Origin of the sequence: Streptomyces sp. NPDC005962, assembly GCF_040629205.1 — a bacterium.
Classification (GTDB): domain Bacteria; phylum Actinomycetota; class Actinomycetes; order Streptomycetales; family Streptomycetaceae; genus Streptomyces.
In genome coordinates, this window is record NZ_JBEXVE010000013.1 from 157,298 (window position 1) to 182,470 (window position 25,173).

Annotated in this window: 19 protein-coding genes and 1 tRNA gene; 15 read left to right on the plus strand and 5 right to left on the minus strand. The window is 68.3% G+C overall.

The genetic code is table 11. The features are described 5' to 3' along the window. Positions 1-214: 214 nt before the first annotated feature. From ABZ370_RS22920 to ABZ370_RS22930, 3 genes are all read right to left on the minus strand, one after another. Positions 215-1,927: a pentapeptide repeat-containing protein gene (locus ABZ370_RS22920; protein ID WP_358623894.1), complete on the minus strand. Its 1,713-nt coding sequence runs from the start codon at positions 1,925-1,927 to the stop codon at positions 215-217. A gap of 360 nt (positions 1,928-2,287) precedes the next feature. Continuing rightward, positions 2,288-2,701: a DNA-binding protein gene (locus ABZ370_RS22925; RefSeq protein WP_358623897.1), complete on the minus strand. Its 414-nt coding sequence runs from the start codon at positions 2,699-2,701 to the stop codon at positions 2,288-2,290. Then, the gene (locus tag ABZ370_RS22930) at positions 2,698-2,961 is read right to left on the minus strand and encodes a CopG family transcriptional regulator (RefSeq protein ID WP_358623899.1); all 264 of its coding nucleotides are present in this window, start codon (positions 2,959-2,961) and stop codon (positions 2,698-2,700) included. The genes ABZ370_RS22925 and ABZ370_RS22930 overlap by 4 nt, the downstream gene beginning before the upstream one ends. Before the next feature lie 245 nt (positions 2,962-3,206). Between ABZ370_RS22930 and ABZ370_RS22935 the strand changes: the two genes are divergently transcribed. Continuing rightward, positions 3,207-4,505, plus strand: coding sequence for a site-specific integrase (locus ABZ370_RS22935; protein ID WP_358623901.1), 1,299 nt, complete (start codon positions 3,207-3,209; stop codon positions 4,503-4,505). A gap of 124 nt (positions 4,506-4,629) precedes the next feature. Here ABZ370_RS22935 and ABZ370_RS22940 read toward each other — a convergent pair whose 3' ends face one another. Further along, complete coding sequence (locus ABZ370_RS22940) at positions 4,630-7,887, minus strand: class I SAM-dependent DNA methyltransferase (protein ID WP_358623904.1); 3,258 nt, start codon at positions 7,885-7,887, stop codon at positions 4,630-4,632. 788 nt (positions 7,888-8,675) lie between these two features. Continuing rightward, positions 8,676-8,747: transfer RNA gene (locus ABZ370_RS22945), tRNA-Arg, on the minus strand. A gap of 227 nt (positions 8,748-8,974) precedes the next feature. On the opposite strand from ABZ370_RS22945, the gene ABZ370_RS22950 reads away from it, so the two are divergent. The 14 genes from ABZ370_RS22950 to glyA all read left to right on the plus strand — a co-directional run bounded on the left by ABZ370_RS22950 (position 8,975) and on the right by glyA (position 25,069). Then, positions 8,975-9,406, plus strand: coding sequence for a response regulator (locus ABZ370_RS22950; protein ID WP_358623906.1), 432 nt, complete (start codon positions 8,975-8,977; stop codon positions 9,404-9,406). A gap of 122 nt (positions 9,407-9,528) precedes the next feature. Continuing rightward, a complete protein-coding gene (locus ABZ370_RS22955) occupies positions 9,529-10,452 on the plus strand; it encodes a DALR anticodon-binding domain-containing protein (RefSeq protein ID WP_358623909.1) in 924 nt (307 codons plus the stop codon). A 27-nt stretch (positions 10,453-10,479) separates the two neighbouring features. Further along, entirely contained in the window at positions 10,480-11,871 is a 1,392-nt protein-coding gene (gene lysA / locus ABZ370_RS22960) for a diaminopimelate decarboxylase (protein ID WP_358623912.1), read from the plus strand. A 135-nt stretch (positions 11,872-12,006) separates the two neighbouring features. Continuing rightward, positions 12,007-13,299, plus strand: coding sequence for a homoserine dehydrogenase (locus ABZ370_RS22965; RefSeq protein ID WP_358623915.1), 1,293 nt, complete (start codon positions 12,007-12,009; stop codon positions 13,297-13,299). Positions 13,300-13,358: 59 nt separating this feature from the next. Then, complete coding sequence (gene thrC, locus ABZ370_RS22970; RefSeq protein WP_358623918.1) at positions 13,359-14,465, plus strand: threonine synthase; 1,107 nt, start codon at positions 13,359-13,361, stop codon at positions 14,463-14,465. Between the two features lie 476 nt (positions 14,466-14,941). Further along, the gene (gene thrB, locus ABZ370_RS22975; protein ID WP_358623921.1) at positions 14,942-15,856 is read left to right on the plus strand and encodes a homoserine kinase; all 915 of its coding nucleotides are present in this window, start codon (positions 14,942-14,944) and stop codon (positions 15,854-15,856) included. 400 nt (positions 15,857-16,256) lie between these two features. Next, positions 16,257-18,470 carry a transcription termination factor Rho gene (rho, locus tag ABZ370_RS22980; protein WP_358623924.1) on the plus strand — a complete coding sequence of 738 codons (2,214 nt, stop codon included), beginning with the start codon at positions 16,257-16,259 and terminating at the stop codon, positions 18,468-18,470. 317 nt (positions 18,471-18,787) lie between these two features. Further along, positions 18,788-19,912 (plus strand): LCP family protein, encoded by a 1,125-nt coding sequence (locus ABZ370_RS22985; protein WP_358623927.1) that lies wholly within the window; start codon positions 18,788-18,790, stop codon positions 19,910-19,912. 160 nt (positions 19,913-20,072) lie between these two features. After that, on the plus strand, positions 20,073-20,291 hold the full coding sequence (gene rpmE / locus ABZ370_RS22990; RefSeq protein ID WP_358623930.1) for a 50S ribosomal protein L31: 219 nt from the start codon (positions 20,073-20,075) through the stop codon (positions 20,289-20,291). 115 nt (positions 20,292-20,406) lie between these two features. Beyond that, entirely contained in the window at positions 20,407-21,486 is a 1,080-nt protein-coding gene (prfA, locus tag ABZ370_RS22995; protein ID WP_358623933.1) for a peptide chain release factor 1, read from the plus strand. 41 nt (positions 21,487-21,527) lie between these two features. Then, the gene (gene prmC, locus ABZ370_RS23000; RefSeq protein ID WP_358623936.1) at positions 21,528-22,373 is read left to right on the plus strand and encodes a peptide chain release factor N(5)-glutamine methyltransferase; all 846 of its coding nucleotides are present in this window, start codon (positions 21,528-21,530) and stop codon (positions 22,371-22,373) included. Between the two features lie 50 nt (positions 22,374-22,423). Beyond that, positions 22,424-23,071 carry an L-threonylcarbamoyladenylate synthase gene (locus ABZ370_RS23005; protein WP_358623938.1) on the plus strand — a complete coding sequence of 216 codons (648 nt, stop codon included), beginning with the start codon at positions 22,424-22,426 and terminating at the stop codon, positions 23,069-23,071. Beyond that, complete coding sequence (locus ABZ370_RS23010) at positions 23,068-23,730, plus strand: protein-tyrosine-phosphatase (RefSeq protein WP_358623941.1); 663 nt, start codon at positions 23,068-23,070, stop codon at positions 23,728-23,730. Before ABZ370_RS23005 ends, ABZ370_RS23010 begins: the two co-directional genes overlap by 4 nt. Positions 23,731-23,797: 67 nt before the next feature. Next, positions 23,798-25,069, plus strand: a complete 1,272-nt coding sequence (gene glyA / locus ABZ370_RS23015) for a serine hydroxymethyltransferase (RefSeq protein WP_358623944.1) — start codon at positions 23,798-23,800, stop codon at positions 25,067-25,069. The last annotated feature ends 104 nt before the right edge of the window (positions 25,070-25,173 follow it).

Here is a 25,173-nt window from a genome sequence, read left to right on the forward strand (position 1 = left end):
GAGCGCGATCTTCGTAGTGCGCGGTCTGCCGGGCGATGGCAGCGGCCGGCTTGGGCTTGGTTGCAGGATGGGCCGAGAGCCCTGGCTTCCACGGGATCGACGTCATTGCCACTTCTTAACGACGAGCTGTTCGCCGTGCTGGAGCAGGAGCTGGCCAACAGGCCGGTGGCACACGGCTGGCCGGACCAGACTGGGACCCCGATAGATGGCTCCTTTACCGTTTCACTCGCCCCCGGATGGCGAGCGCCGCGAGACCGAGCAGTACCGGCTCGGAGAAGCGAGACGCCATCTCAATGTAGCCGCCGGCTGTCGTCAGGTCCTGGCCGCTGGAGCGGAACACTACGGAGTTGAGCGTGACGCTGAGCGCCTTGTCGAAGCGCTTGGTCGTGAACCGGTCGTGGGTCGGGTTCTTCGGGTCGTCCTTGTCGATCTCGAAGATGACCTTCCCGCCGCCGGGCGGCACCGTACCGCTGGCTTCCTGCATGGGTGAGTCCTGCGGGAGGCCGAAGCCCATCATCAGCAGGATCGTCGTCAGCATCGCCAGGGCCAGCCAGCCGAGTGCCCGGGAGGCGCGCAGGCCGTAGCCGGACAGCAGCCAGTAGAGCTGGAGCAACCATCGTTCCGCCGTGCCCCATCCCTTGCTGTGGCGGCGCATCTCCATCTCGCCGTAGTAGAAGTCGGCGGCGCCGGGCTCGTCTTTTGCGTCCTCGCGGGATTTGCGGAGTTGCCGGTAGATGATGGCAAGGGCGGCAAGGCTGGGGACTTCGTGCACTTGCTCCGGTGGGGCGCCCCACCCTCGCCGGAGAATCGGACTTCTTTCGGGTAACGCGCGCCACTGGCGTTCTTCTTCGATAACTTGGCGTTGCGTCCACTTATAGGAAAGTCGCCAGCATTCAATACGGACTTGAGGTGGGATGTTGAAGCCGTAGTGGGCTTCGAGGCGAATTTGGTCCAGGTGAATAGCGCCAGAGAAATGGCACCGTGTCAGTTCGACGTCGGCTAGAGTGAGCATACTGCAATCGGTGCCGGATAAATCGGTTACGATGCATGTTCCGAAGAGATTCGAGAACCCTTCTTCTTCAAGGATGGTTCCATCCCACTCGAATTGGGCGAGGGCGGATCTGACAGATACTGGCGCTTCGAGAGCGCAGTCTGCGAGGCTGACATCGGCGTGACGTAGTTCAATTTGCCCAAATGACGACCAGCGGCTTCCGCGGAGGCTTACTTCTCGTGCTGTCGTTAGCAGGGCCATAGGCGAGTTGAAGATTACCTCCTCCATCTCTAGCGACTTTTCGGCAATGAACGGACCGAGCTGGACATTGTCTTGGAACTGTGCCTTATGGAAGTCGACCTTCTCTTTGAAAGTCGCCCTATCGAGCATGACGTCTTCCTGGAAAGTAGTCCAGGTGAAGTAAACGTCGTCATAAAATGTTGCTCTACTGAACCAAGGTGTCTCGGTGAAAGTGACCTCAAAAAAGGAAATTGTACTTAATGCCACGACATCCTTGAATGATGACTGGTTGGCGAATGTGGCGTTATCGAAGTGGGCTGCTTCAATGAATGTGGCGCGATCGAATGAAGTATAGTCGGAGAATGTAACCCTAGAGAAGTCGGCTTCGTTGGTGAAGTGGGCGTCATCGAAAGCGCAACGCCCTATCAGGGGTCCTCCTCCCTCGGATTGTTTCAGTCGGGATAGCGCCTCTTGTAGTCTTGGGCCGGGAATATTGGTGTGGCGAAAATCGATCCTTGCGCCCGGCCCAATGGATGATAGGAATGAATGCAATTCGCTATCATTTGCGTGCTCAAGGCAAAATCTTTGACCTGGCAGCTTTGTGCCGCGACAGCCAGGGAAAGTGCGCCCGGAGTCAGTTCTGTAGTTGCAGCTCGCCAGGCGAGGGAAAGGCGTAGTCGGCAACGAATCGCTCATGCATCTACCAATATCGCATTCACCTTCGAAGATCAGGTGGTTGGAGGATTCGGTTGGACCTCATGGCCTACGCGATCACCGCACTCCAGCAGGGCATCACCGTCTTCCCCCTGCAACCCGGCCGGAACGCGGTGCCCGCAGTCCGGGGCGGTCGTCGACAAGCAGCCGGTACCTACTGACTTTGAAAGCGTGATGTCGTCATGGTGGGGCGGGGGGTGAGTCCGGTTCCGGTGAGGTAGCCGTTGAGGACGTCGTGGTGGTACTGGAGCTGGCGTAGGCGCCTACTACACGTGCAGGCACCGACGAGCGACTGCGGGTGCGAGCGGAAGCGTCAGCAGCGACAGACAGCCCGTGGACGCATCAGATCTTGATGACGGTGGCGCCTCCGCCGCACAGCACGGTGAGGTCCTCCGGGTCGGAGGTGAGGATTGTGACGGGGCGGGGTGCGGCGAGGGCGGTGGCGCTGAGCATGGCGTCGATGGCGTACTTGTGGCCGTGCAGGCGGGCGTCGGCGAGGAGGGTGGCGGCGTGACGGGCGATGAGCTCGGTGACCGGTTCGATGACGAGGCGAGACAGGGTCCATTCCAGGGCTGGGCGATTGATCCGTGGGTGCATCACTTCCACGAGGGTGGCTGCGGAAGTGATCACCCTTAGGTCGTCGGCGCGGGCGAGGGCGAGCCAGCCGGTGACCGTACGGTCGCGCAACACGGCCTTGGCCAGCCCTTCGCTGTCGAGGACCAGGGTGCCGCCGGGGGCGGCGGGGGAGAGGGTCACGCGGCGTTCGCTCCGCCTTGGGTCTGTTGCTCTCGGGCTTGGTGGAGTTGGTGGCGCAGAGCCTGAATCTCTTCGTCGGCGATTGGGCCATGTTCGGCCTCCGCAACCGTGATGAGCTCGTTGAGGTTGTCCCGCTCGATCTGGCGGGCGACGGCTGCGGCGACATAGGCAGACAGTCCGGAGGGGCCACTGCGGGCCTTGGCGGCTTCGGCGATATCGCGCGGCATAGTGATCGAGTACTTGCCGGTAGGCTCACTCATGCTACCTATCCTACCTTTCATCCTCCCCTGATCGAATGGGTCTGGCAGAGACAGTCGCGAGGTGCAGGTCCGGTCCGAGCTCCAATCTGGGTTTGGGCGCACGTTGGGACTCAAGAGGGTGTTGTTGCTGCCGGGCTTGATATGGGCATCCAGGACGTTCACGTGTCAGGGAGGTGGTGGACGTCATGAGGAACTCGAAATCTCAGGCGCGCGGCGTCCCCGGCCAGAGACGTGTAGGAAGGGCCGTGGCGGGCCGGCGCACGGCGGGTGCGACGGATATCAGGGCGCTGGCCGATGACCTGGGCGCCGTGCTCCTCCGTGCCGTTCGACAAGGCGTCGCGGATGAGTCCCCTGCGGGTATCAGCTGTGGCTTGCCACAGGGGCGCGCGGCTGGGGTCAGCTGGTATGCCTTTGCTCTGGAGTACATGGAGATGAGGTGGCCGCTGATCGCAGCGAAGACGCGGGACGAGACCAACGACGCGCTGTGCGCGATCACCCGGGCGATGCTCCGGGACGTGCGGGGCCGTCCGAGTGACGAGTTGCTGCGGCGGGCGATGCGGGGCTGGGCGTTCGTCGTCCCGCGCCCGGAGCCGCTTCAGATGCCAGCTGACGTCAGACTGGCCCTGCGCTGGGTGGCGGGAGCCTCGCGTCTGCTGGCCGATCTGATGGATCCGGCAGTGATGCGGTCGGTGCTGACAGCACTGCGACTCAATCAGGATGGCGCGGTGGCGGCGGCCGAGACGCAGCGGCACAAGCACAAGGTACTGGTCAACGCCATGCGGTATGCCGTCGAGCAGCGCAAGTTGTCTGCCGATCCGCTCGCTCCCATCAAGTGGAGAGTGGCTGAGACCGTCGACCAGGTCGACCCGCGGGTGGTCGCCAACCCCAGCCAGGCACGTTCCCTGCTGTGCGCGGTCTCCTACGTCGGCGGTTACCGGCGGGCACGTGGACGGAGACTGGTCGGGCTGTTCGCCGGGATGTACTACGCCGGGCTGCGCCCCGCCGAAGCAATCGGGGTGTCTCTGCCCAACTGCGTGCTGCCCGCCGAGGGCTGGGGCCAGGCGAGCGTGCACCGCACACTGCCGCAGGCGGGCAAGCGGTGGACCGACACCGGAAGAGCCCACGATGAACGCGGTCTCAAGAGCCGTCCAGCCGACGACACCCGGCCCGTACCACTGCCGCCCGAACTGGTAGCGCTCTGGCGAGAGAGCATCGACACCTTCGGCACCGCGGACGACGGGCGGCTGTTCTTCAGCGAGCGCGGCGGCATCGTCGGATCCAGTACCTACGATCGTGCTTGGCACGAGGCCCGCGAAATCGGCCTCCCCCCGGATTTGGTGTGCTCGCTGCTCGCAGCCCGCCCATACGATTTGCGCCACTCGGCCCTGTCCACCTGGCTCAACGCTGGCGTCGACCCGACCGAGGTGGCCGAGCGCGCCGGTAACAGCGTCGAGGTGCTCATGGCCACGTACGCCAAGTGCCTGTACGGGCGGCAGGAGATCGCCAACCAGCGTATCGACAAACTCCTGCACGAATACGAGTAGCGCTCGCGAGCGGCTGATCTTGGCGAGGCGGCCGACAATGAATCATTCCGGGATTGGTGGAGCCTCCCCACGCAACCCGGGGCGGTTCAGCCTCTCCGACTGTTCACCACTGACGTTGAGTTACTCATTCGGGTTCACTGTCCGGGATCTCCAGGGTGTGTTCCTCTAGGCTGCGCAACGTCAACTGCCCGTCCCGCACCTGATTCAGTAAGAAGAGCTCGCGGGTGCGGCATTCGGGGCACAGACTCACGGCGGCAAGTGGCCACAGGTCCACCGGTGGGCCCGAAGGAGTGCTGTCGACGTATATACGATCGGGGCGCAAGGGATAGGTGCTGGACCGCTCGAAGGGCTCCCAGCTCGGATGGCTCCCGCGAAGTCGCAGACCGACGAGCTTGTACGAGGACTCGTCGACGTACTCGCACCGTTCCACCCAGTCCCAGTGAGTACCTGAGAGCCAGCTGACCGAGCTGATGGCGGACACCACGTACGGCTCTAGTTTGTCCACGTCCTCATCGAGCTCGTGGGTTGCCCGCACACCGTGAGCATGGTGGGAGTCATTCCTGAAGTCCTTGATCTCGCCCAGCAACGGGCGCGCGTTGTCGCGACCGTGAAGTGTGGAGAGTTCTCTTAGACGAGGAGCATCGACCGCATTCGGGAGTCTGTCGATGAGTGTCAGCCAGGTCCCGAAGGTCGCCCCTGTACGGAATTTGTTCCGCACGTTCCTCGTGAAACCTTCGCTTGCGACGATCTCGCTCAGCGCCAGGAGGCCCAGAGTTCGGGCGATGCCCTCACCGAGCTTGAGGAGGCCGTCTTTCCGCTCTGCAGGATGGGTGCTGATCCGGTACCGGTGGGCGAGCGCGGCCACGTGATACGGGTAGCTCCATTCCGCCCGCCAGACTGGGTCGCCGAGAGGACGCACGAGCTCTCCGACCAACCGGGCTTCGTAGGCCGCGGACCGAACCTGCTCGCGCAGTCGCTGGATGTCCGTCTCACTGTCCGCGAAAATGTTGGGCAAGATGCCCGATGTCGCGCTCCGGAGGGTGCGTCGCCCCTCCTGCACCTCCGTCAGGAGATCGTCGACCTCCTCGTCGGCAACCAGTGCCACGGGAACGGGCAGGTCGAGCAGGTCTCGCGGGTTGGGGAACTGTCCGTTTTCCTTCAGCGAGTTGAGCCATTCACACAATGCCCTTCCGCTGCCACGCAACGGGTGCAGGACAAACAAGGAGGTGGCTGCCTCGCCGAAGCCCGGAGGAAGAAGTCGCCACTTTCCGGGCCTTCCCACCAAGTTGCCTCCCGCGCAGGGCGTGAGCGCGGGACTTTCCTTCGGGGCATCCGGTAGTTCCACTGCAGATTCGGCCTGGTACAGATCCTGAGCTCTGAGGTGTTTGGGCCGGTCGGTCTCGCTCGGCTCGTCCGCGTCATCGCGATGCGGTCCGATACGGACCGTCTCCAGGTGCGCGAAGTGCCGCAGTGGTTCCACCGGGCCGACGAATTCCGCTACGAGGAAGAGAGCGGGCGCGATCGCGTAGCCGACCCTGGTCCTGCTGTGGTCGATCCAGGCGTTGGGCGTATGAGGGTGCACCTCGCGTCGGAGATAGTCTTCCGGGTCCTCGTGCAGTGCAAGGTCGACGAATGTGCGCAATTCTAGATCGGGTTCGGTCACCCCCCTTGATCTCTGGACCTCCCCCTGGCTGGCGCGCACTCCGATCGCCTTGCGAACCGCTCTGTTGAAGGCGGCTCCGCCGGGCCAGGACTCTCCGCCGGCTGCGACCGCGTGCCGCAGCGCGGCGAACGCCGCGGAGCTGGTGCTCCAGGTCGATCCGACGAGCGTGCGAAGGGACGCCAGCAGGGCGTCGGCGGTGCTCGTCTGCTGGACCAGCCGGGATGCGGCGAGTTGAGTCAGGCTCTCGGTGGACAGTTCGTACCGCAGACGTAGTGGTTGCTCGATGGTGATGCGACGGTGGCCCAACTCGTCGTTGCGGAGAACGCGCACTCTGGCGTGCTGCGGACGATCGGAGGTGGGAGGCAGCGCTTCGTGGCAGAGCCGGGTGATCTCACCGATCTGATCCGGTCCGATGTACTTCCGCTTGCCGCCCACTGTGCTGCGCATCTTCTGCCACTGATCCTGGGCGTTGACCAGGACGACGCTGCCTCTCCGGTTGGCGGACTTCCGGTTGGATAGCACCCACAGATAGGTACCGATGCTCGTGTTGTGGAAGAGCTGATCAGGGAGGGCCACCACGGCCTCAAGCCAGTCGTTCTCGATGATCCACTTCCGGATGTCGGACTCACCCGACCCTGGAGCCCCTACATGCATCGGGGAGCCGTTGAAGATGACGGCCATGCGGCTCCCGCCGATGCCAGAGGCGTCCACTGTCTTCATCTTCGACAGCATGTGCTGTAGGAAGAGCAGTGATCCGTCGTTGATACGTGGCAGGCCCGCGCCGAACCGGCCCCTGTAACCGAGATTTTCGTGTTCCTCCCGGACGGCGTCCGCGACCCTCTTCCACTTCGAGCCGAACGGCGGGTTGGCCAACAGGTAGTCGAACTGTCCCTCTTGGTGTCCATCGCGGCTGAGCACATTTCCATAAGCGATGTTGTCCGGGTCGAGGCCCCGCATCATCATGTCAGAGCGACAGATGGCCCAGGTCTCCGCGTTGATCTCCTGTCCGTACAGGGCAACGTGGGCCTGGGGATTGAGCCCCGTGATGTAATCTTCCGCCTCGCTCAACAACCCGCCGGTTCCGCAGACCGGATCGAGGACCGACCGGACGGTACCCGGCAGGGTGAGGATGTCCGTGTCGGGAGCCGTCAGGAGACTGACCATCAGCCGGACGACTTCGCGCGGAGTGAAGTGCTCACTCGCCGTCTCGCTGCTGTGCTCCGCGAAGTGGCGTACGAGCTCCTCGAAGACGAGCCCCATCTGATGGCTGGTGACCGTCGGCCCCAGGTCCAGCGAGACGAACTTGCTGATGACCAGGTACAGCAGGTCGGTGTCGTACAGCCGTTTGATCGTCTGATCCAGCTCGAAGCGCTCCATCACCTCCCGCGCGTTGTCCGAGAGCCCAGCGACGTAATCCCGTAGCAGGGGCGCCGTGTTGTGCGGTGAGGAAGCGACATCCTCCAGCGTGAGACGGCTGGTGTTGAAGAAAGCTTGCCCGGAGGCGACTCTGAGGAGCGCCTCCAGGGCGTGCCCGCCGCCCTCGAAGTTGTCGGCCGCGTCCTGTACTTTGCCCCTCGTTGGCGCCAGGACACAGTCCAGGCGCCGCAGGACGGTGAACGGCAGTATGACCTTGCCGTAATCGGAAGTCTTGAAGTCTCCGCGGAGAAGGTCCGATACGGACCAGATCAGCCGCGCCAGATGCCTCGACTCGTCACTCATGATGTCCCCCGTGAAATCAGTCGTGCGAATACTTCCGATCCTCTCACTTGCGTTGTCGGTGCATTCATCGAAGGGGTGGTACTCGTCTCCCACCGCTCCGCTCAACGCCCGCAGGCGTTAGCTAGGTTGTCGGGCGCCGACAGCGGCGGCAACCCCGCGAAAACGCCCGGCTGATCTCGCTCCGCGGCGAGTGCGCCCGCGAGTGTCCCGGCGCCCATCGAGTGAGTTCGTCCACGCTCCCGTAGTGCGTGAGGGCGGGCAGTGGTGAGGGTGCGCACTCAACTCCGCACGCGGGTGTTGGAGGAGGCGAGGCTTCCGATGCCCTGCGGTGGTTTAGCTTCTGTGCGGGCTGCCGGGACGAGGCGGGTTGGGGGGAACCGGAGCTTGGGGGAGGTGTCACCGTGCCGGGCGTTGGCTTCTGCGGTGCCTCGCCCAGGCCGCCGGGCGGGCACGAGCATCTTTGCGAGACTGTGCCGAATCTGGTCCGGGAAAGTGCAACGGCCTGTTCCTCCGTGTGCCTTCTGGCTGGTCCCCTTGGCAAACATGCAGGTCAAAGTGGCCTCCTGAGGGGGAGGGATCCGGCCTTGCGGCTTTATGGCCCGCGTATGTCCCACAGGAATCGATTTTGCGGGATCGGATAATTGGGACTTCGCCCGCCCGGCCATGGGAAACCCCTGATCAGGGCCATGAGAGGTCGAGTGGTCACGGCCAAGTAGGCCGTGTGCGTTTTGGCATGCACAAGAAAGGCCCTGACTAGCATTTCTGCTGGTCAGAGCCTTTATCCGGAGTGCCCCCGGCAGGATTCGAACCTGCGCACACGGCTCCGGAGGCCGTTGCTCTATCCCCTGAGCTACGGGGGCTTGCCTGTCGCTGCTGTCTCGCGGCGACGAGTAGAACACTACCAGTTCGCTGGGGGTGGTCATGAACGGTTATCGGGGGGCGGTGAGGGAGAGGGCGGGGTGGGAGCGGAGGGGGTATACCGCATGTGGGGGGCGGGGTGCAGGGGAGTGGGGGGAAGATCCCTCGGACGTGGTGGAAGTGGGCAAAACGCGGACGCGGGGGTGGGGGCGCGCCTAGTCTTCTGGGTGTGCCTGGCTTGTCCGGCCGGGTCCTTGTCGTCGACGACAACAAGGTCATCCGGCAGCTGATCAGGGTCAACCTCGAGCTGGAGGGCTTCGAGGTCGTGACCGCGGCCGATGGTGCCGAGTGCCTGGAGATCGTTCACCAGGTGCGGCCCGATGTGATCACTCTCGACGTCGTGATGCCCAGACTGGATGGGCTGCAGACGGCGTCCAGGTTGCGTGCTGATGCGCGGACCCGGCGGTTGCCGGTCGCGATGATCAGCGCGTGTACGCAGGTGGAGGTGGACCGGGGGCAGGCGCTGGGGGTGGATGCCTTTCTGGCGAAACCCTTCGAGCCCGCCGAGCTGGTGAAGCTTGTGGGGCGGCTGATGCGGCAAGGGGCTGCTGGGGCGGCGGCGCCCGGTGATGCCGAGCAGGCTGTGGGGCCCACCGGCTAGCCGAGGTTTTGGGTTGGTCGGTGGGCCTCCCGACCTCACACCCTCCGTAAGACGGGCGTGCGGCGGTCCGAGGGGCGAAACCGGTTCGCGGAGGTACCCCCCTCCTCCCATACGCTTGTGCCGTGACACCCGCCCAGCTCTCCCGCACTGTGCTGCACACCGTGCGTCGCGCCGTCGAGGCCGACGAGCTGTGTGTCGATGTGCCGGAGCGGGTGAAGGTGCGGATTCCGCCGCGGGGTGGGTGTGGGGATTACGCGACCAATGTTGCGTTGCAGCTCGCTCGGGGGCGTGGTGAGGGAGCTGCCGCGCGGATCGCCGAGGTGCTGCGGCGGCGGCTTGTCGAGGCGCCTGGCATCGCGGGCGTTGATATCGCCGGGCCTGGGTTCTTGAACATCACCCTGGATGCGCGCTCGCATGAGCAGCTGGTCGAGGCCATTCTTGAGCAGGGGGATGGCTACGGGCTTGGGGGCGGGCTCGCCGGAGTGCACGCGCGCTTCGCGCCCGCCGATGAGGTGCGGGCTGCGCTCGTGCTGCATGCGGTCGTGGGGCTTGTTGAGGGGTGTGGGGGATCGGTCGACGTAGGCGTCGGCGGTGAGGTTATATCTGTGCGGGCTGCCGGGGGCGATGCCCGCGAGCTGCTTACTCGGCTTGGTTCCGATGCTGCTCGGTGGGGGTTGTTGCGGGCTGCCGCGCATGATCTGCCCGATCTGGATCCCGCGCACCTGCTGGCGCAGCGGGAGGGGAATCCGCTCTTCCGGGTGCGGTACGCGCATGCCGTCACCCATCGGTCCGTCGATGAGGGAGATGAGGGAGTAGAAGGCCTCGACGACTTGGTGTTGCTCGGGTTGCTCGGGGACTTTCCTCGTACCGTCGAGGCCGCCGCTCGGCACCGTTCGCCCGATCGGCTTGCGCGACACCTTGTTGCCGTCGCTGATGCCTACCTCGGACAGGCCGACAACCGGCGAAAACGCCTGGCCGAGGCTACCCGCGTCGTCCTCGCGAATGGCCTCCGCCTGCTTGGCATCAGTGCTCCGAAACGCCTTTGAACAGCGAAACCCCGTGAGAGAGACAGCATGAGCCGTTCCGCCCACCCCGCCGGGCCCCGTCACGCCGATGTTCTGCCCGAGGGGCACTACGCCGCGCCGCCCGCCGATCTCAATCAGCTCGATGCTCGGGTCTGGTCCCGCACGGTGACCAGGAATGACGAAGGAGTGGTGAGCGTCGGCGGGATCGACGTCTCTACGCTCGCCGAGCAGTTCGGGACGCCCGCCTACTTCCTCGACGAGGACGACTTCCGCGCCCGCTGCCGGGCCTGGCGGGAGGCGTTCGGGGACGACGCGGACGTGTTCTACGCCGGGAAGGCGTTCCTCTCCCGCGCCGTGGTGCGCTGGCTGCACGAGGAGGGGCTGAACCTCGACGTCTGCTCCGAGGGGGAGCTCGCGACCGCGCTCGCCGCCGGGATGCCCGCCGAGCGGATCGCGCTGCACGGGAACAACAAGAGCAGTAGGGAGATCCACAGGGCGGTCGAAGCGGGTGTCGGGCGCATTGTGCTCGACTCGTTCCAGGAGATCGTGCGCGTCGCGCACATCGCGCACGGGCTGGGCAAGCGGCAGAAGGTCCAGATCCGGGTCACGGTCGGCGTCGAGGCGCATACGCACGAGTTCATCGCGACCGCGCACGAGGACCAGAAGTTCGGCATTCCGCTCGGGGGCGGGCAGGCGGCCGAGGCGGTACGGCGGGCGCTGAAGCTCGACGGGCTGGAGCTGATCGGCGTGCACTCGCACATCGGGTCGCAGATCTTCGACACCTCGGGCTTCGAGGTGGCCGCGCACCGGGTGGTCGGGCTGCTCAAGGAGGTCCGGGACGAGCACGGGGTCGAGCTGCCCGAGATCGACCTCGGCGGCGGCCTCGGCATCGCGTACACCCCGGACGACGACCCGAGCGAGCCGCACGACATCGCCAAGGCGCTGCGGGAGATCGTGACCCGGGAGTGCGCGAGTGCCGGGCTCTCGGTGCCGCGGCTGTCGGTCGAGCCGGGGCGGGCGATCGTCGGGCCGACCGCGTTCACGCTGTACGAGGTGGGTACGGTCAAGGAACTGCCCGGGCTGCGGACGTACGTCAGCGTCGATGGGGGCATGTCCGACAACATCCGTACGGCGCTCTACGATGCGGAGTACTCGGTGGCGCTGGTCTCCCGTTCGTCCACGGCGGAGCCGATGGTGTCCCGGGTCGTCGGCAAGCACTGCGAGTCGGGTGACATCGTCGTACGGGACGCCTTCCTGCCCGCCGATCTGGCGCCCGGCGATCTGCTCGCCGTCCCGGCCACCGGCGCGTACTGCCGCTCGATGGCCAGCAACTACAACCATGCGCTGCGTCCGCCGGTCGTCGCCGTCCGGGACGGTCAGGCGCGGGAAATCGTCCGGCGGGAGACGGAGGAGGACCTCCTGCGGCTCGACGTCGGTTAGGGATGTCGGTTAGCGATATCGAGCTGGCGATGTCGGTTAGCGAGAAGGAAATCTCGGATACTGGACCCGGGGTAGGAATCCCCCTCCAGTGCAAGAGACTGGTGCACCACCTAGATGGATGAGAAGCGAGGTCGGATGATGCGTACGCGTCCGCTGAAAGTGGCGCTGCTGGGCTGTGGAGTCGTCGGCTCAGAGGTGACGCGCATCATGACGACGCACGCGGACGACCTCGCGGCGCGCATCGGCGCCCCGGTCGAGCTGGCCGGGATCGCGGTGCGCCGCCCCGGCCGGGTCCGCGAGGGGGTGCCGGCCGAGCTGGTGACCACCGACGCGACCGCCCTGGTCAAGCGCGGGGACATCGACGTGGTGGTCGAGGTCATCGGCGGCATCGAGCCCGCCCGCTCGCTGATCACCACCGCCTTCGAGCACGGCGCGAGCGTGGTGTCCGCCAACAAGGCGCTGGTCGCCAAGGAGGGTGCGGCGCTGCACGCCGCCGCCCAGGAGCGCGGCGCGGACCTCTACTACGAGGCGGCGGTCGCGGGCGCGATTCCGCTGGTGCGGCCCCTGCGCGAGTCGCTGGCCGGCGACAACATCAACCGTGTCCTCGGCATCGTCAACGGCACCACGAACTTCATCCTCGACCGGATGGACGGCAGCGGAGCCGGGTATTCCGAGGCGCTGGACGAGGCCACCGCCCTCGGGTACGCCGAGGCCGACCCGACCGCCGACGTCGAGGGCTTCGACGCCGCCGCCAAGGCCGCGATCCTGGCCGGGATCGCCTTCCACACCCGGGTCACCCTCGACGATGTGCACCGCGAGGGCATCACCGAGGTGACCGCGGCCGACATCGCCTCCGCCAAGCGCATGGGGTGCACCGTCAAGCTGCTCGCGATCTGCGAGCGGGCCGCCGACGGCCGGTCGGTGACCGCGCGGGTGCATCCGGCGATGATTCCGCTGGCCCATCCGCTGGCGTCGGTGCGCGAGGCGTACAACGCGGTCTTCGTGGAGGCCGACGCCGCAGGTCAGCTGATGTTCTACGGACCGGGCGCGGGCGGTTCGCCGACCGCCTCGGCCGTTCTGGGTGACCTGGTCGCGGCCTGCCGCAACAAGCTGGCGGGCACCGCCGGGCCGGGCGAGTCGGCGTACAGCCAACTGCCCGTGAGCCCCATGGGCCAGGTGGTCACGCGGTACCACATCAGCCTCGATGTGGCCGATAAGCCGGGCGTTCTCGCTCAGGTCGCAACAGTCTTCGCCGAGCACGGCGTGTCGATCGATACGGTCCGGCAGCAGGGCAAGGACGGCGAGGCGTCCCTCGTCGTCGTGACCCACCGCGCCAGCGATGCCGCGCTTTCGGCGACCGTCGAGACACTGCGCAGGCTCGACACGGTCCGTGATGTCGCGAGCATCATGCGGGTCGAGGGCGAGTAGCAGGGTGACAGAGGCGGAGCAGAGGCCGAGTAGAGGGCGAGCGGAGAAAAAGGGAAATCATGAACGCAATTGCTGACGCCGGGCCTCGAATGTCCGGCACCCGACAGTGGAACGGCTGGCGGGGCATCATCGAGGAGTACCGCGACCGCCTCCCGGTCGGCGAGACGAGCCCCGTCGTCACCCTCCGCGAGGGCGGGACGCCCCTCGTCCCCGCGCAGGTGCTCTCCGAGCGCACCGGCTGCGAGGTCCACCTCAAGGTCGAGGGCGCCAACCCCACGGGGTCCTTCAAGGACCGCGGCATGACGATGGCCATCAGCGCGGCCAAGGAGGCCGGTGCGAAGGCCGTCATCTGCGCCTCCACCGGCAACACCTCGGCCTCGGCCGCGGCGTACGCCGTACGGGCCGGGATGGTCTGCGCGGTGCTGGTCCCGCAGGGCAAGATCGCGCTGGGCAAGATGGGCCAGGCGCTGGTGCACGGCGCGAAGATCCTCCAGGTCGACGGCAACTTCGACGACTGTCTGACGCTCGCGCGCGGGCTGTCCGAGAAGTACCCGGTGGCGCTGGTCAATTCGGTCAACCCGGCCCGTATCGAGGGGCAGAAGACCGCGGCCTTCGAGATCGTCGACATGCTCGGCGACGCGCCCGACATCCACGTCCTGCCGGTCGGGAACGCGGGCAACATCACCGCTTACTGGAAGGGCTACCAGGAGTACGCGGCCGAGGGCGGCCCGTCCTCCCGCACGCCCCGGATGTGGGGCTTCCAGGCGTCGGGCTCCGCGCCCTTCGTGCGCGGTGCGCCGGTCAAGGAACCCGCCACCATCGCCACCGCGATCCGGATCGGCAACCCGGCCTCGTGGACGCAGGCCGAGCGGGCGCGGGACGAGTCGGGCGGCTTCATCGACGAGGTGACCGACCGTCAAATCCTCGCGGCCTACCGGATGCTCGCCTCCCAGGAGGGTGTCTTCGTCGAGCCCGCCTCCGCGGCGAGCGTGGCCGGACTGCTGAAGGCGGCCGAGCAGGGCAAGGTCGACCCGGGCCAGCGCATCGTGTGCACGGTGACCGGCAACGGCCTGAAGGACCCGGACTGGGCGGTCGCGGGCGCCCCGCAGCCGGTCATCGTGCCGGTGGACGCCGACGCGGCGGCCGTACGGCTCGGACTGGCGTAAGCGACGCGGTACGTGTGAACGGTGCGGTACGCGTAAACGGCGTAGCGCGCGCGGCGACGTAGCGCCCGCGCAGCGGCGTAACGCGCCAGGCGGGCCGGGGTGTCCGACGACGGCACCCCGGCCCGCCCACCCGCCCCCGTGGGGCGGTCCGCGGGCCGATCCGCTGGGCGGTCCGCCAGGCGGTCTGGCGGGCGATCTAAAGATCCACTCGAGCGGTGGACGAGATGCGCGGGAACGACGAGGGCGCGCGAAACCCTCCAGTAGAGTGGACCTGGTCGACGACAGGGAGTGCGACACGCATCGTGCGCCTCCCGTGCGCCCTATGTCGCCACAGAACCTTCCTTCGATAGGCTGTACTGAATCCGCCCCGACGCAGAGCCCTCACCTCTGTGCGGCGTCGCCGTCCTGTCACGGCCCCCGCGGTGTTCCGTACCTCTTCGAGCAATCTCACGTCATACAAGGAGAGTCATCGAGCGATGGCCGGTCCAGCGTTCCGCGCCGCCGCCGTCCGAGTGCGCGTCCCTGCCTCGAGCGCCAATCTCGGTCCCGGCTATGACGCCTTCGGTCTCGCCCTGGGGCTCTACGACGATGTGGTGGTCCGGGTCGCCGACTCCGGTCTGCACGTCGACATCGCGGGCGAGGGCGCCGAGGGCCTGCCGCGCGACGAGAGCCATCTGCTCGTACGGTCTCTCCGTACCGCCTTCGACCTGCTGGGCGGGCAGCCGCGCGGCCTCGAGGTCGTCTGCGCCAACCGCATCCCGCACGGCCGCGGGCTCGGCTCCTCCTCCTCCGCCATCTGCGCCGGGATCACCGCCGCGCGCGCCGTGACGATAGGCGGCGCCGAAAAACTCGACGACGAGGCGCTGGTGGAGCTGGCCACCGAGATAGAGGGCCACCCCGACAACGTCGCCGCCTGTCTGCTCGGCGGCTTCACCCTGGCCTGGACGGACGCGGGAGCCGCCCGGGCGATCAGAATGGACCCTGCCGATTCCATCGTTCCGGTGGTCTTCGTACCCGGGAAGCCGGTGCTCACGGAGACCGCCCGCGGACTGCTGCCGCGCACCGTCCCGCACGTGGACGCGGCCGTCAACGCGGGGCGCGCGGCCCTGCTCGTGGAGGCCCTGACCAGGCGTCCCGAGCTGCTGCTCGCGGCGACGGAGGACCGGCTCCACCAGGAATACCGCGCTCCGGCGATGCCCGACAGCGTGAGCCTGGTGCACCGGCTGCGTGCGGACGGCATCCCCGCGGTCGTCTCCGGCGCGGGCCCCACGGTGCTCGCGCTGGTCGAGGACAGTGCGGCCGACAAGGTCGCACGGCTGGCGGGCCAGGGGTGGGCCGCCAACCGGCTGGCTCTCGACGCCGGGGGGGCGAGCGTCCTGCCGCTCAGCTGACCCAGCCGCCCGGGGCGTCATCCGGGCCCCGCACAACTCGATTGCCGGTCGGAGAGGGGGAATGTTTGTTGGATCCGGTAGTGTTAACCTCAAGTCTGCACCCGAAGCCTCTTGGATGTACTCGGAGGCGCGGTGCGAAGTGTCCCCCTCCGGGACCACCCTTCTTCCGGGAGCCTCCCACACTGCCTGAGCAGCCTGCCTGAGCAGTGTCGTGCACGCACCGGAATCGGCGTGGCGGATTCGAATGAACCACTCTGCCGCGTCGGAACCATGAATGTTCTCTCCGCCGTACCGGCGGACCACCGCCCCGGCCCGGTCCGTAACGGAAGGACCACAGCCGGACAGCACAACCGGTCGCCGAGCCAGACAGGCCGACGCCCGCTCCAGGGAAGGACCCTTCGTGAGCGACACCACCGATCTGATGGGCGTGAACGCCTCCGGCACCTCCGACAGCGGTGTCGGCGATGCCGCCGCGCCCGCCACGGACGCTCCCGCGCCTGCCACCGGTGCTGCCACTGGCACTGCCCCGCGGCGACGCCGCTCGGGCACCGGCCTCGACGCCATGGTTCTGGCAGAGCTGCAGCAGCTCGCCTCGGGCCTGGGTATCAAGGGCACCGCGCGGATGCGCAAGAGCCAGCTGATCGAGGTCATCAAGGAGAAGCAGGCCGCGTCCGGCAGCGGAGCCCAGAGCTCCGAGGCCGCCCCGTCCTCCGACGAGGGGGTGACCAAGCCGAAGCGCCGTGCGACCTCCAAGGCCCGTACGGGCGACGACGGCGCGGACGCGGGGAACCAGAAGGCCGCCAAGGCCGAGAAGACCGACCAGGCCGCGGACGCCGACAAGGCCGCCAAGGCCGGTAAGGGCGGCAAGCCCGAGAAGGCCGACAAGGCCGACGCCCAGCAGCAGATCGACATCCCGGGCCAGTCCGGGGAGCCGGCCGCCGACGAGCAGCCGGCCGTTGAGCGCCGTCGCCGCCGGGCGACCGCGCCGGCCACCGCCACCGCCACCGCCGAGTCGGGGGGCACCGCCACCGCCGTGGACACCCGCACCGAGACCCGGAGCGACGCCTCCGCCCGCACCGAGACCAAGGGCGACGCGGCGGCGGACACCGCCGAGGGCAAGGGCGCCAAGGGCGGCGACCGCCAGGACCGCCAGGAGCGCGGCCAGAAGGGCGACCGCCGTGAGCGCGGCGGCCAGCGTGACCGCGGCGACCGCGGTGACCGTGGCGACCGCGGCCGCGGCGGCAAGGGCGACGACGGACAGCAGGGCGGCGGCCGTCAGCAGCGCGGCGACGGGCGCGGCCAGGGTCAGGGTCAGGGGCAGGGTCAGGGTCAGGGGCAGGGCCAGCAGCGCCCCGCCGATGACGACGACGACTTCGATGGCGGTCGCCGCGGGCGCCGCGGCCGCTACCGCGACCGCCGTGGCCGCCGTGGCCGCGACGACTTCGGCAACGAGCCGCAGGTCTCCGAGGACGACGTCCTGATCCCGGTCGCGGGCATCCTCGACATCCTCGACAACTACGCGTTCATCCGGACCTCCGGCTACCTGCCGGGCCCGAACGACGTGTATGTCTCGCTCGCCCAGGTGCGCAAGAACGGTCTGCGCAAGGGCGATCACGTCACCGGTGCGGTCCGCCAGCCGCGCGAGGGTGAGCGCCGCGAGAAGTTCAACGCGCTGGTGCGGCTCGACTCGGTGAACGGCATGGCGCCCGAAACCGGCCGTGGGCGGCCCGAGTTCGGGAAGCTGACGCCGCTTTACCCGCAGGACCGGCTGCGTCTGGAGACCGAGGCAGGCGGCCTGACGACCCGGATCATCGACCTGGTCGCGCCGATCGGCAAGGGCCAGCGCGGTCTGATCGTGGCCCCGCCGAAGACCGGTAAGACCATGATCATGCAGGCGATCGCCAACGCGATCACCCGCAACAGCCCCGAGTGCCATCTGATGGTCGTCCTCGTCGACGAGCGTCCTGAAGAGGTCACCGACATGCAGCGCTCGGTCAAGGGCGAGGTCATCTCCTCGACCTTCGACCGTCCCGCCGAGGACCACACCACCGTCGCCGAGCTGGCGATCGAGCGGGCCAAGCGGCTGGTGGAGCTGGGCCACGACGTGGTCGTGCTGCTGGACTCGATCACGCGTCTGGGCCGTGCGTACAACCTGGCGGCGCCCGCCTCCGGCCGCATCCTGTCCGGTGGTGTCGACTCGACCGCGCTCTACCCGCCGAAGAAGTTCTTCGGTGCCGCGCGCAACATCGAGGACGGCGGCTCGCTGACCATCCTGGCCACCGCGCTGGTCGAGACCGGCTCGCGGATGGACGAGGTGATCTTCGAGGAGTTCAAGGGCACCGGCAACATGGAGCTCAAGCTCGACCGGAAGCTCGCCGACAAGCGCATCTTCCCGGCGGTCGACGTCGACCCGTCGTCCACCCGTAAGGAAGAGATCCTGCTGGCGCCGGACGAGCTGAACATCGTCTGGAAGCTGCGCCGGGTGCTGCACGCGCTCGACTCGCAGCAGGCGATCGAGCTGCTGCTCGACAAGATGAAGCAGACGAAGTCGAACGCCGAGTTCCTGATGCAGATCGCCAAGACCACGCCCGGCCCGGGCGGAAACGGCGACTGACCGCATAAGGTTCAGCCACGCTCTGTCAGCCGAGGCCTCCCCGCACCGCGGGGAGGCCTCGGCTTTTGTGAGAGGTGAACCACACCAAAAGGGACAGTCGCGGAACGGTCTCGATGCCCTTATCACCTGCGAAAGCGCAGGTGAGAGCGGTAAGGCGGACGAAGGGGACGAACGGCGCCCGGGTCGCCCCAGCCGAAAACGAAGGTGGCTCGATATGCAACCCTGGCGCTCGGCCTGTCATCTGTCAGGTCGAATCCGCGACGCCACGCCTGACCGTGACGGCAGGGGGTACCCGGGATACGAGGACTGAGGAGCACATGGCCGACGACCAGCAGAGCACGCCGGTGAACCCGGGCCGCCACCGAGCCCGTGGAGCCGCCTCCGGCGGCCGCCGCCGCAAGCGTCCCAGTACGCGCCGCAGGGCCACGCACATCACCGTCTGGTCGGTCGCCTCCGTCCTGGTCCTCGGCGGCGCCGGGGCCGGGTACCTCTACTACAAGCTCAACGGCAACCTCACCGGCGTCGACGTCAACGCGGCCCTGGGCTCCGACCGCCCCAAGAACGTCGACAACGGCTCGATGGACATCCTCGTCCTCGGCTCCGACTCCCGGGCCGGCAAGAACGCCAAGTACGGCACGGACGAGGGCACCTCGCGCTCCGACACCGCGATGATCGTCCACGTCTACAAGGGCCGCAAGAAGGCCAGCGTGGTCAGCGTCCCGCGCGACACGCTCGTCCAGCGCCCCTCGTGCGTCAAGGACGGTAAGGAGAGCCCCGCCGTCCAGGAGGCCATGTTCAACAGCGCCTACGAGACCGGCGGCCCGGCCTGCACCATCAAGACCGTCGAGGCCATGAGCGGCATACGCATGGACCACTTCCTGGAGGTCGACTTCTCCGGCTTCCAGCAGCTGATCGACGACCTCGGCGGCGTCGACATCACCACCACCCAGGCGATCCACGACCCGAAGAGCCACCTCGACCTGGACGCCGGCCCGCACACCCTCAACGGTGAGCAGTCGCTGGGCCTCGTACGGACCCGGCACGGCGTCGGCGACGGCAGTGACCTCGGCCGGATCAAGCTCCAGCAGGCGTTCGTCAAGGCACTTCTCGACCAGATCAAGCACGTCAACCTCTTCGGCAACCCGAAGAAGCTGTACGACATCGCGAACACCTCCACCAAGGCGCTCACCACCGACTCCGAGCTGGCCTCGGTCAACAAGCTGTCGGGCTTCGCCAAGAGCCTCCAGGGGATCGGCTCGGGCAACATGAAGATGACCACGCTGCCCGTCCAGTACGACCCGCAGAACCCGTCCCGGGTGCTGCCCATGGAGTCCAAGACCAAGCTGATCTGGAAGGCGCTGCGGGCGGACAAGCCGATCCCGGCGGCCGCCACCAAGGGCTCGGCGGGCGACGCGAACGACGCCGGCAAGGTCGTCAAGTAGGGCTGATCGGCGGATGTCGGACGGGGCCGGGAATATCCCGGCCCCACCCCCGGTTTTGGGTGATGCGGCCAGTGCTGGCAAACTGGATCGTCGGCCCCGGTTCACGACGTGCAAACCCGCCCGTCGACCCGGCGCCCTCCCGAGAAACCAGGAGAATCCCTTGAAGCGCGACATCCACCCCGAGTACTTCGAGACGCAGGTCAGCTGCACCTGTGGGGCGTCCTTCACCACTCGCTCCACCGTGAGCGGCAACGTCCGTGCCGACATCTGCTCCGAGTGCCACCCGTTCTACACGGGCAAGCAGAAGATCCTCGACACCGGTGGCCGTGTGGCCCGGTTCGAGGCCCGCTTCGGCAAGAACGCCGGGTCCAAGAAGTAGCGACCCGCACGGCGCCGGTCCTCGGTCGCCCCCGCGCAGGGGCGACCCGGACCGGCGTTTTGCGTCAACCGGCCCGTATTTCCCGCGTCCACGCAGACCCACCCAGGGAGCCCTCATGTTCGAGGCGGTCGAGGAACTGATCGGCGAACACGCCGACCTCGAAAAGCGGCTCGCCGACCCCGCGGTCCACGCCGACCAGCGCGAGGCGAAGCGGCTCAACAAGCGCTACGCCGAGCTGACGCCGATCGTCGGCACCTACCGCGCCTGGAAGCAGACCGGGGACGACATCGGGACGGCCCAGGAGCTGGCCCAGGACGACCCGGACTTCGCCGACGAGGTCAAGGAGCTGGAGCTGCGCCGCGCGGAGCTGACCGACCGGCTGCGGCTGCTGCTGGTCCCGCGCGACCCCAGCGACGACAAGGACGTCATCCTGGAGGTCAAGGCGGGCGAGGGCGGCGAGGAGTCCGCGCTGTTCGCCGGAGACCTGCTGCGGATGTATCTGCGGTACGCCGAGCGCGTCGGCTGGAAGACCGAGATCATCGAGGCCAACGAGTCGGACCTCGGCGGCTACAAGGACGTCCAGGTCGCCGTGAAGACCAAGGGCGGCGGCGGTGCGACCGAGCCCGGCCAGGGCGTATGGGCCCGGCTGAAGTACGAGGGCGGGGTGCACCGCGTCCAGCGGGTGCCCGCGACCGAGTCCCAGGGCCGTATCCACACCTCCGCCGCCGGTGTGCTGGTCACGCCCGAGGCCGAGGAGGTCGAGGTCGAGATCGGCCCCAACGACCTGCGGATCGACGTCTACCGCTCCTCCGGCCCCGGCGGCCAGTCGGTGAACACCACCGACTCCGCGGTGCGCATCACCCACCTGCCCACCGGCATCGTCGTCTCCTGCCAGAACGAGAAGAGCCAGCTCCAGAACAAGGAGCAGGCGCTGCGCATCCTGCGCTCGCGGCTGCTGGCCGCCGCCCAGGAGGAGGCCGAGCGGGAGGCGTCGGACGCGCGCCGCAGCCAGGTCCGCACCGTCGACCGCTCCGAGCGCATCCGTACGTACAACTTCCCGGAAAACCGCATTTCGGACCACCGGGTCGGCTTTAAGGCGTACAACCTTGACCAGGTGCTCGACGGGGAGCTGGCGCCCGTCATCCAGGCGTGTGTCGACGCCGACGCGGCGGCGAAGCTCGCGGCGGCGCAGTAGGACCTTCCTCTTCGCAACTACGGACCGGCTGGAGGAATTCAGTGAACGTGCTGCTCGCCGAGGTGGCCCAGGCCACCCAGCGGCTGGCCGCCGCGGGTGTGCCCTCTCCGCGCTTCGACGCGGAGGAGCTGGCCGCCTTCGTGCACGGCGTCAAGCGGGGGGAGCTGCACGGTGTCTCCGACACCGACTTCGACGCCCGTTACTGGGAGGCGGTCGCCCGCCGCGAGGCCCGCGAACCGCTGCAGCACATCACCGGCCGCGCCTTCTTCCGCTACCTGGAGCTCCAGGTGGGCCCCGGCGTCTTCGTCCCCCGCCCGGAGACCGAGTCGGTCGTCGGCTGGGCCATAGACGCGGTCCGGGCCATGGACGTCGTCGAACCCCTCATCGTGGACCTGTGCACCGGCTCCGCGGCCATCGCCCTGGCGCTCGCCCAGGAGGTGCCCCGCTCCCGGGTGCACGCCGTCGAGCTGGACGAGGGCGCCCTCCAGTGGGCCCGCAAGAACGTCGAGGGGTCCCGCGTCGTTCTCCAGCGAGGAGACGCGTTGACGGCCCTGCCCGAGCTGGACGGGCAGGTGGACCTCGTCATCAGCAACCCCCCGTACATCCCGCTGACCGAGTGGGAGTACGTGGCGCCGGAGGCGCGCGATCACGACCCCCAGCTCGCGCTCTTCTCCGGTGAGGACGGCCTCGATGTGATCCGCGGCCTGGAGCGCACGGCCCACCGGTTGCTGCGGCCGGGCGGTGTGGTCGTCATCGAGCACGCGGACACCCAGGGCGGTCAGGTGCCGTGGATCTTCACGGAGGAGCGTGGCTGGGCGGACGCCGCCGACCACCCCGACCTGAACAAACGGCCCCGATTCGCCACCGCGCGGAAGGCCATGCCGTGACCGCGGCACCGCACCACACACTGGCCACGTACGAGCAGGAGGACCGTTAAATGGCACGGCGATACGACTGCGGGGACGCGACCGACCGCAAGACCGGCCTGCGCGAGGCCGCGTCCGCCGTCCGCCGCGGCGAGCTGGTCGTGCTGCCCACCGACACCGTCTACGGGATCGGTGCGGACGCCTTCAGCGCGGAGGCCGTCGGCGATCTGCTGGAGGCCAAGGGCCGGGGCCGCAATATGCCGACCCCTGTCCTGGTCGGCTCCCCGAACACCCTGCACGGCCTGGTCACGGACTTCTCCGAGCAGGCCTGGGAGCTGGTCGACGCCTTCTGGCCCGGTGCGCTGACCCTCGTCGCCCGGCACCAGCCGTCGCTGACCTGGGATCTGGGCGAGACCCGGGGCACCGTCGCGGTACGGATGCCGCTGCACCCGGTCGCGATCGAGCTGCTGACCGAGTTCGGCCCGATGGCGGTCTCCAGCGCCAACCTCACCGGACACCCGTCCCCGCAGGACTGCGACGCCGCCCAGGACATGCTGGGGGACTCCGTCTCGGTCTACCTCGACGGCGGTCCCACCCCGGCCGCGGTGCCCTCCTCCATCGTCGACGTCACCGGTAAGGCCCCGGTGCTGCTGCGGGCGGGCGCGCTCTCCGCCGAGCAGCTCCGTGAGGTCGTACCCGACCTCGAGGTGGCGAATTGACAGCCCCTGAGACGGGCCGTGGCATAGCGGAACACCGTGCGAAGCACGCCGAGACCTCGTTCCGCATCCTCCACGTCAGCACCGGCAACGTCTGCCGCTCGCCGATCACCGAGCGGCTGACCCGGCACGCCCTCACCGACCGGCTCGGTGCCGCCCGCACCAGCGGGCTGATCGTGGAGAGCGCCGGCACCTGGGGCCACGAGGGCGCGCCGATGGAGGCGCACGCCGCCACCGTCCTGACCGACTTCGGTGCCGACCCGGACGGCTTCCTCGGCCGGGAGCTGCTGGACGAGCACGTCATCCGCGCCGACCTCGTGCTGACCGCGACCCGCGACCACCGGGCCCAGGTCATCTCGATGGGCCACTCGGCGGGCCTGCGCACCTTCACGCTCAAGGAGTTCACCCGGCTGGTACGGGCCATAGACCCCGCGACGCTGCCCGATCCGGAGGAGGCGGGCGGCGTGGTCGAGCGCGCCCGCTCCCTGGTTCAGGCGGCGGCCGCGCTGCGCGGCTGGCTGCTGGCGCCGACCGAGGAGGCGGACGAGGTGCACGACCCGTACGGGGCGCCCATCACCTTCTTCCGCTCCATCGGCGACGAGATCAACCAGGCGCTGGACCCGGTCGTCACGGCCCTCACGGGAGTCCCGGCCCCCGCTTAGTCCTGGCGCGCGCTGCTGCCGGTGCGGGCCTACATTGGGGGTGACGCCCGGCGGAGGTGAGCACGCGATGGCCGTCAGCGCGGTTCCCTGGGGGCCGGACTTCGGCGAGCTGGCCCGGCAGGACCCGGAGCTGGCCGGGATCATCCTGGGCGAGCTGGAGCGGGTCCGCAGTGGTCTGCAGCTGATCGCCGCGGAGAACTACACCTCGCGGGCCGTGCTGGCCGCCCTCGCCTCGCCGCTGGCCAACAAGTACGCCGAGGGCTACCCCGGGGCCCGTCACCACGGCGGCTGCGAGCAGGTGGACATCGCCGAGCGGGTGGCCCGGGACCGGGCGACGGCGCTGTTCGGCGCGAGCCACGCCAATGTGCAGCCGCATTCGGGCTCCTCGGCGGTGCTCGCCGCGTACGCCGCGCTGCTGCGGCCCGATGACACCGTGCTGGCGATGGCGCTGCCGCACGGCGGCCACCTCACCCACGGCTCCCCGGCGAACTTCTCCGGCCGCTGGTTCCACTTCATCGGCTACGGCGTCGACCCGGACACCGGGCTGATCGACTACGACCGGTTGCGCGAGCTGGCGTTCACCCACCGCCCGAAGGCGATCGTGTGCGGCTCGATCTCGTACCCCCGTCATCCGGACTACGCCACCTTCCGCGCCGTCGCGGACGAGGTGGGCGCGTATCTCGTCGCCGACGCCGCGCACCCCATCGGGCTGGTCGCCGGGAAGGCGGCGCCGAGTCCGGTGCCGTACGCGGACGTGGTGTGCGCGACGACACACAAGGTGCTGCGCGGGCCGCGCGGCGGGATGCTGCTGTGCGATGAGGAGCTGGCCGAGCGGGTCGACCGCGCCGTGTTCCCCTTCACTCAGGGCGGCGCCCAGATGCACACCGTGGCGGCCAAGGCGGTGGCGTTCGGCGAGGCGGCGACGCCCGCGTTCGCGTCGTACGCCGGGCAGGTCGTCGCCAACGCGCGCACCCTCGCCGACGGGCTGGCGGGGGAGGGGCTGACGGTGGCCACCGGAGGCACCGACACCCACATGATCACCGTCGATGTGTCCCCGCTGGGGCTCGACGGCCGTACGGCGAAGGCCCGTTGTGCGGCCGCCGGGATCATCCTGGACACCTGCGCGCTGGCCTCCGCCACCGAGCCCGACGGCTGCGTCAGGGGGCTGCGGCTGGGCACCGCGGCGGTGACGACGCAGGGCATGGGGGAGGGGGAGATGGCGCGGATCGGCGCGCTGCTGACCACCGCCCTGCGGGAGGACGAGGAGGCACCCCGGATGCGCGGGGTGCGCGCGGAGGTCACGGAGCTGGCCGCCGCGTTTCCTCCGTACCCGCGGTGAGCCGGGTGCGGCATCCACGGTGAGCGGGTGCGGCATCCGCTGTGATCATGCGCCGGCCTTCGGGCTAGTGTGAGGGTGCCCACGGTGAGCGCGTCGGAGGCGCT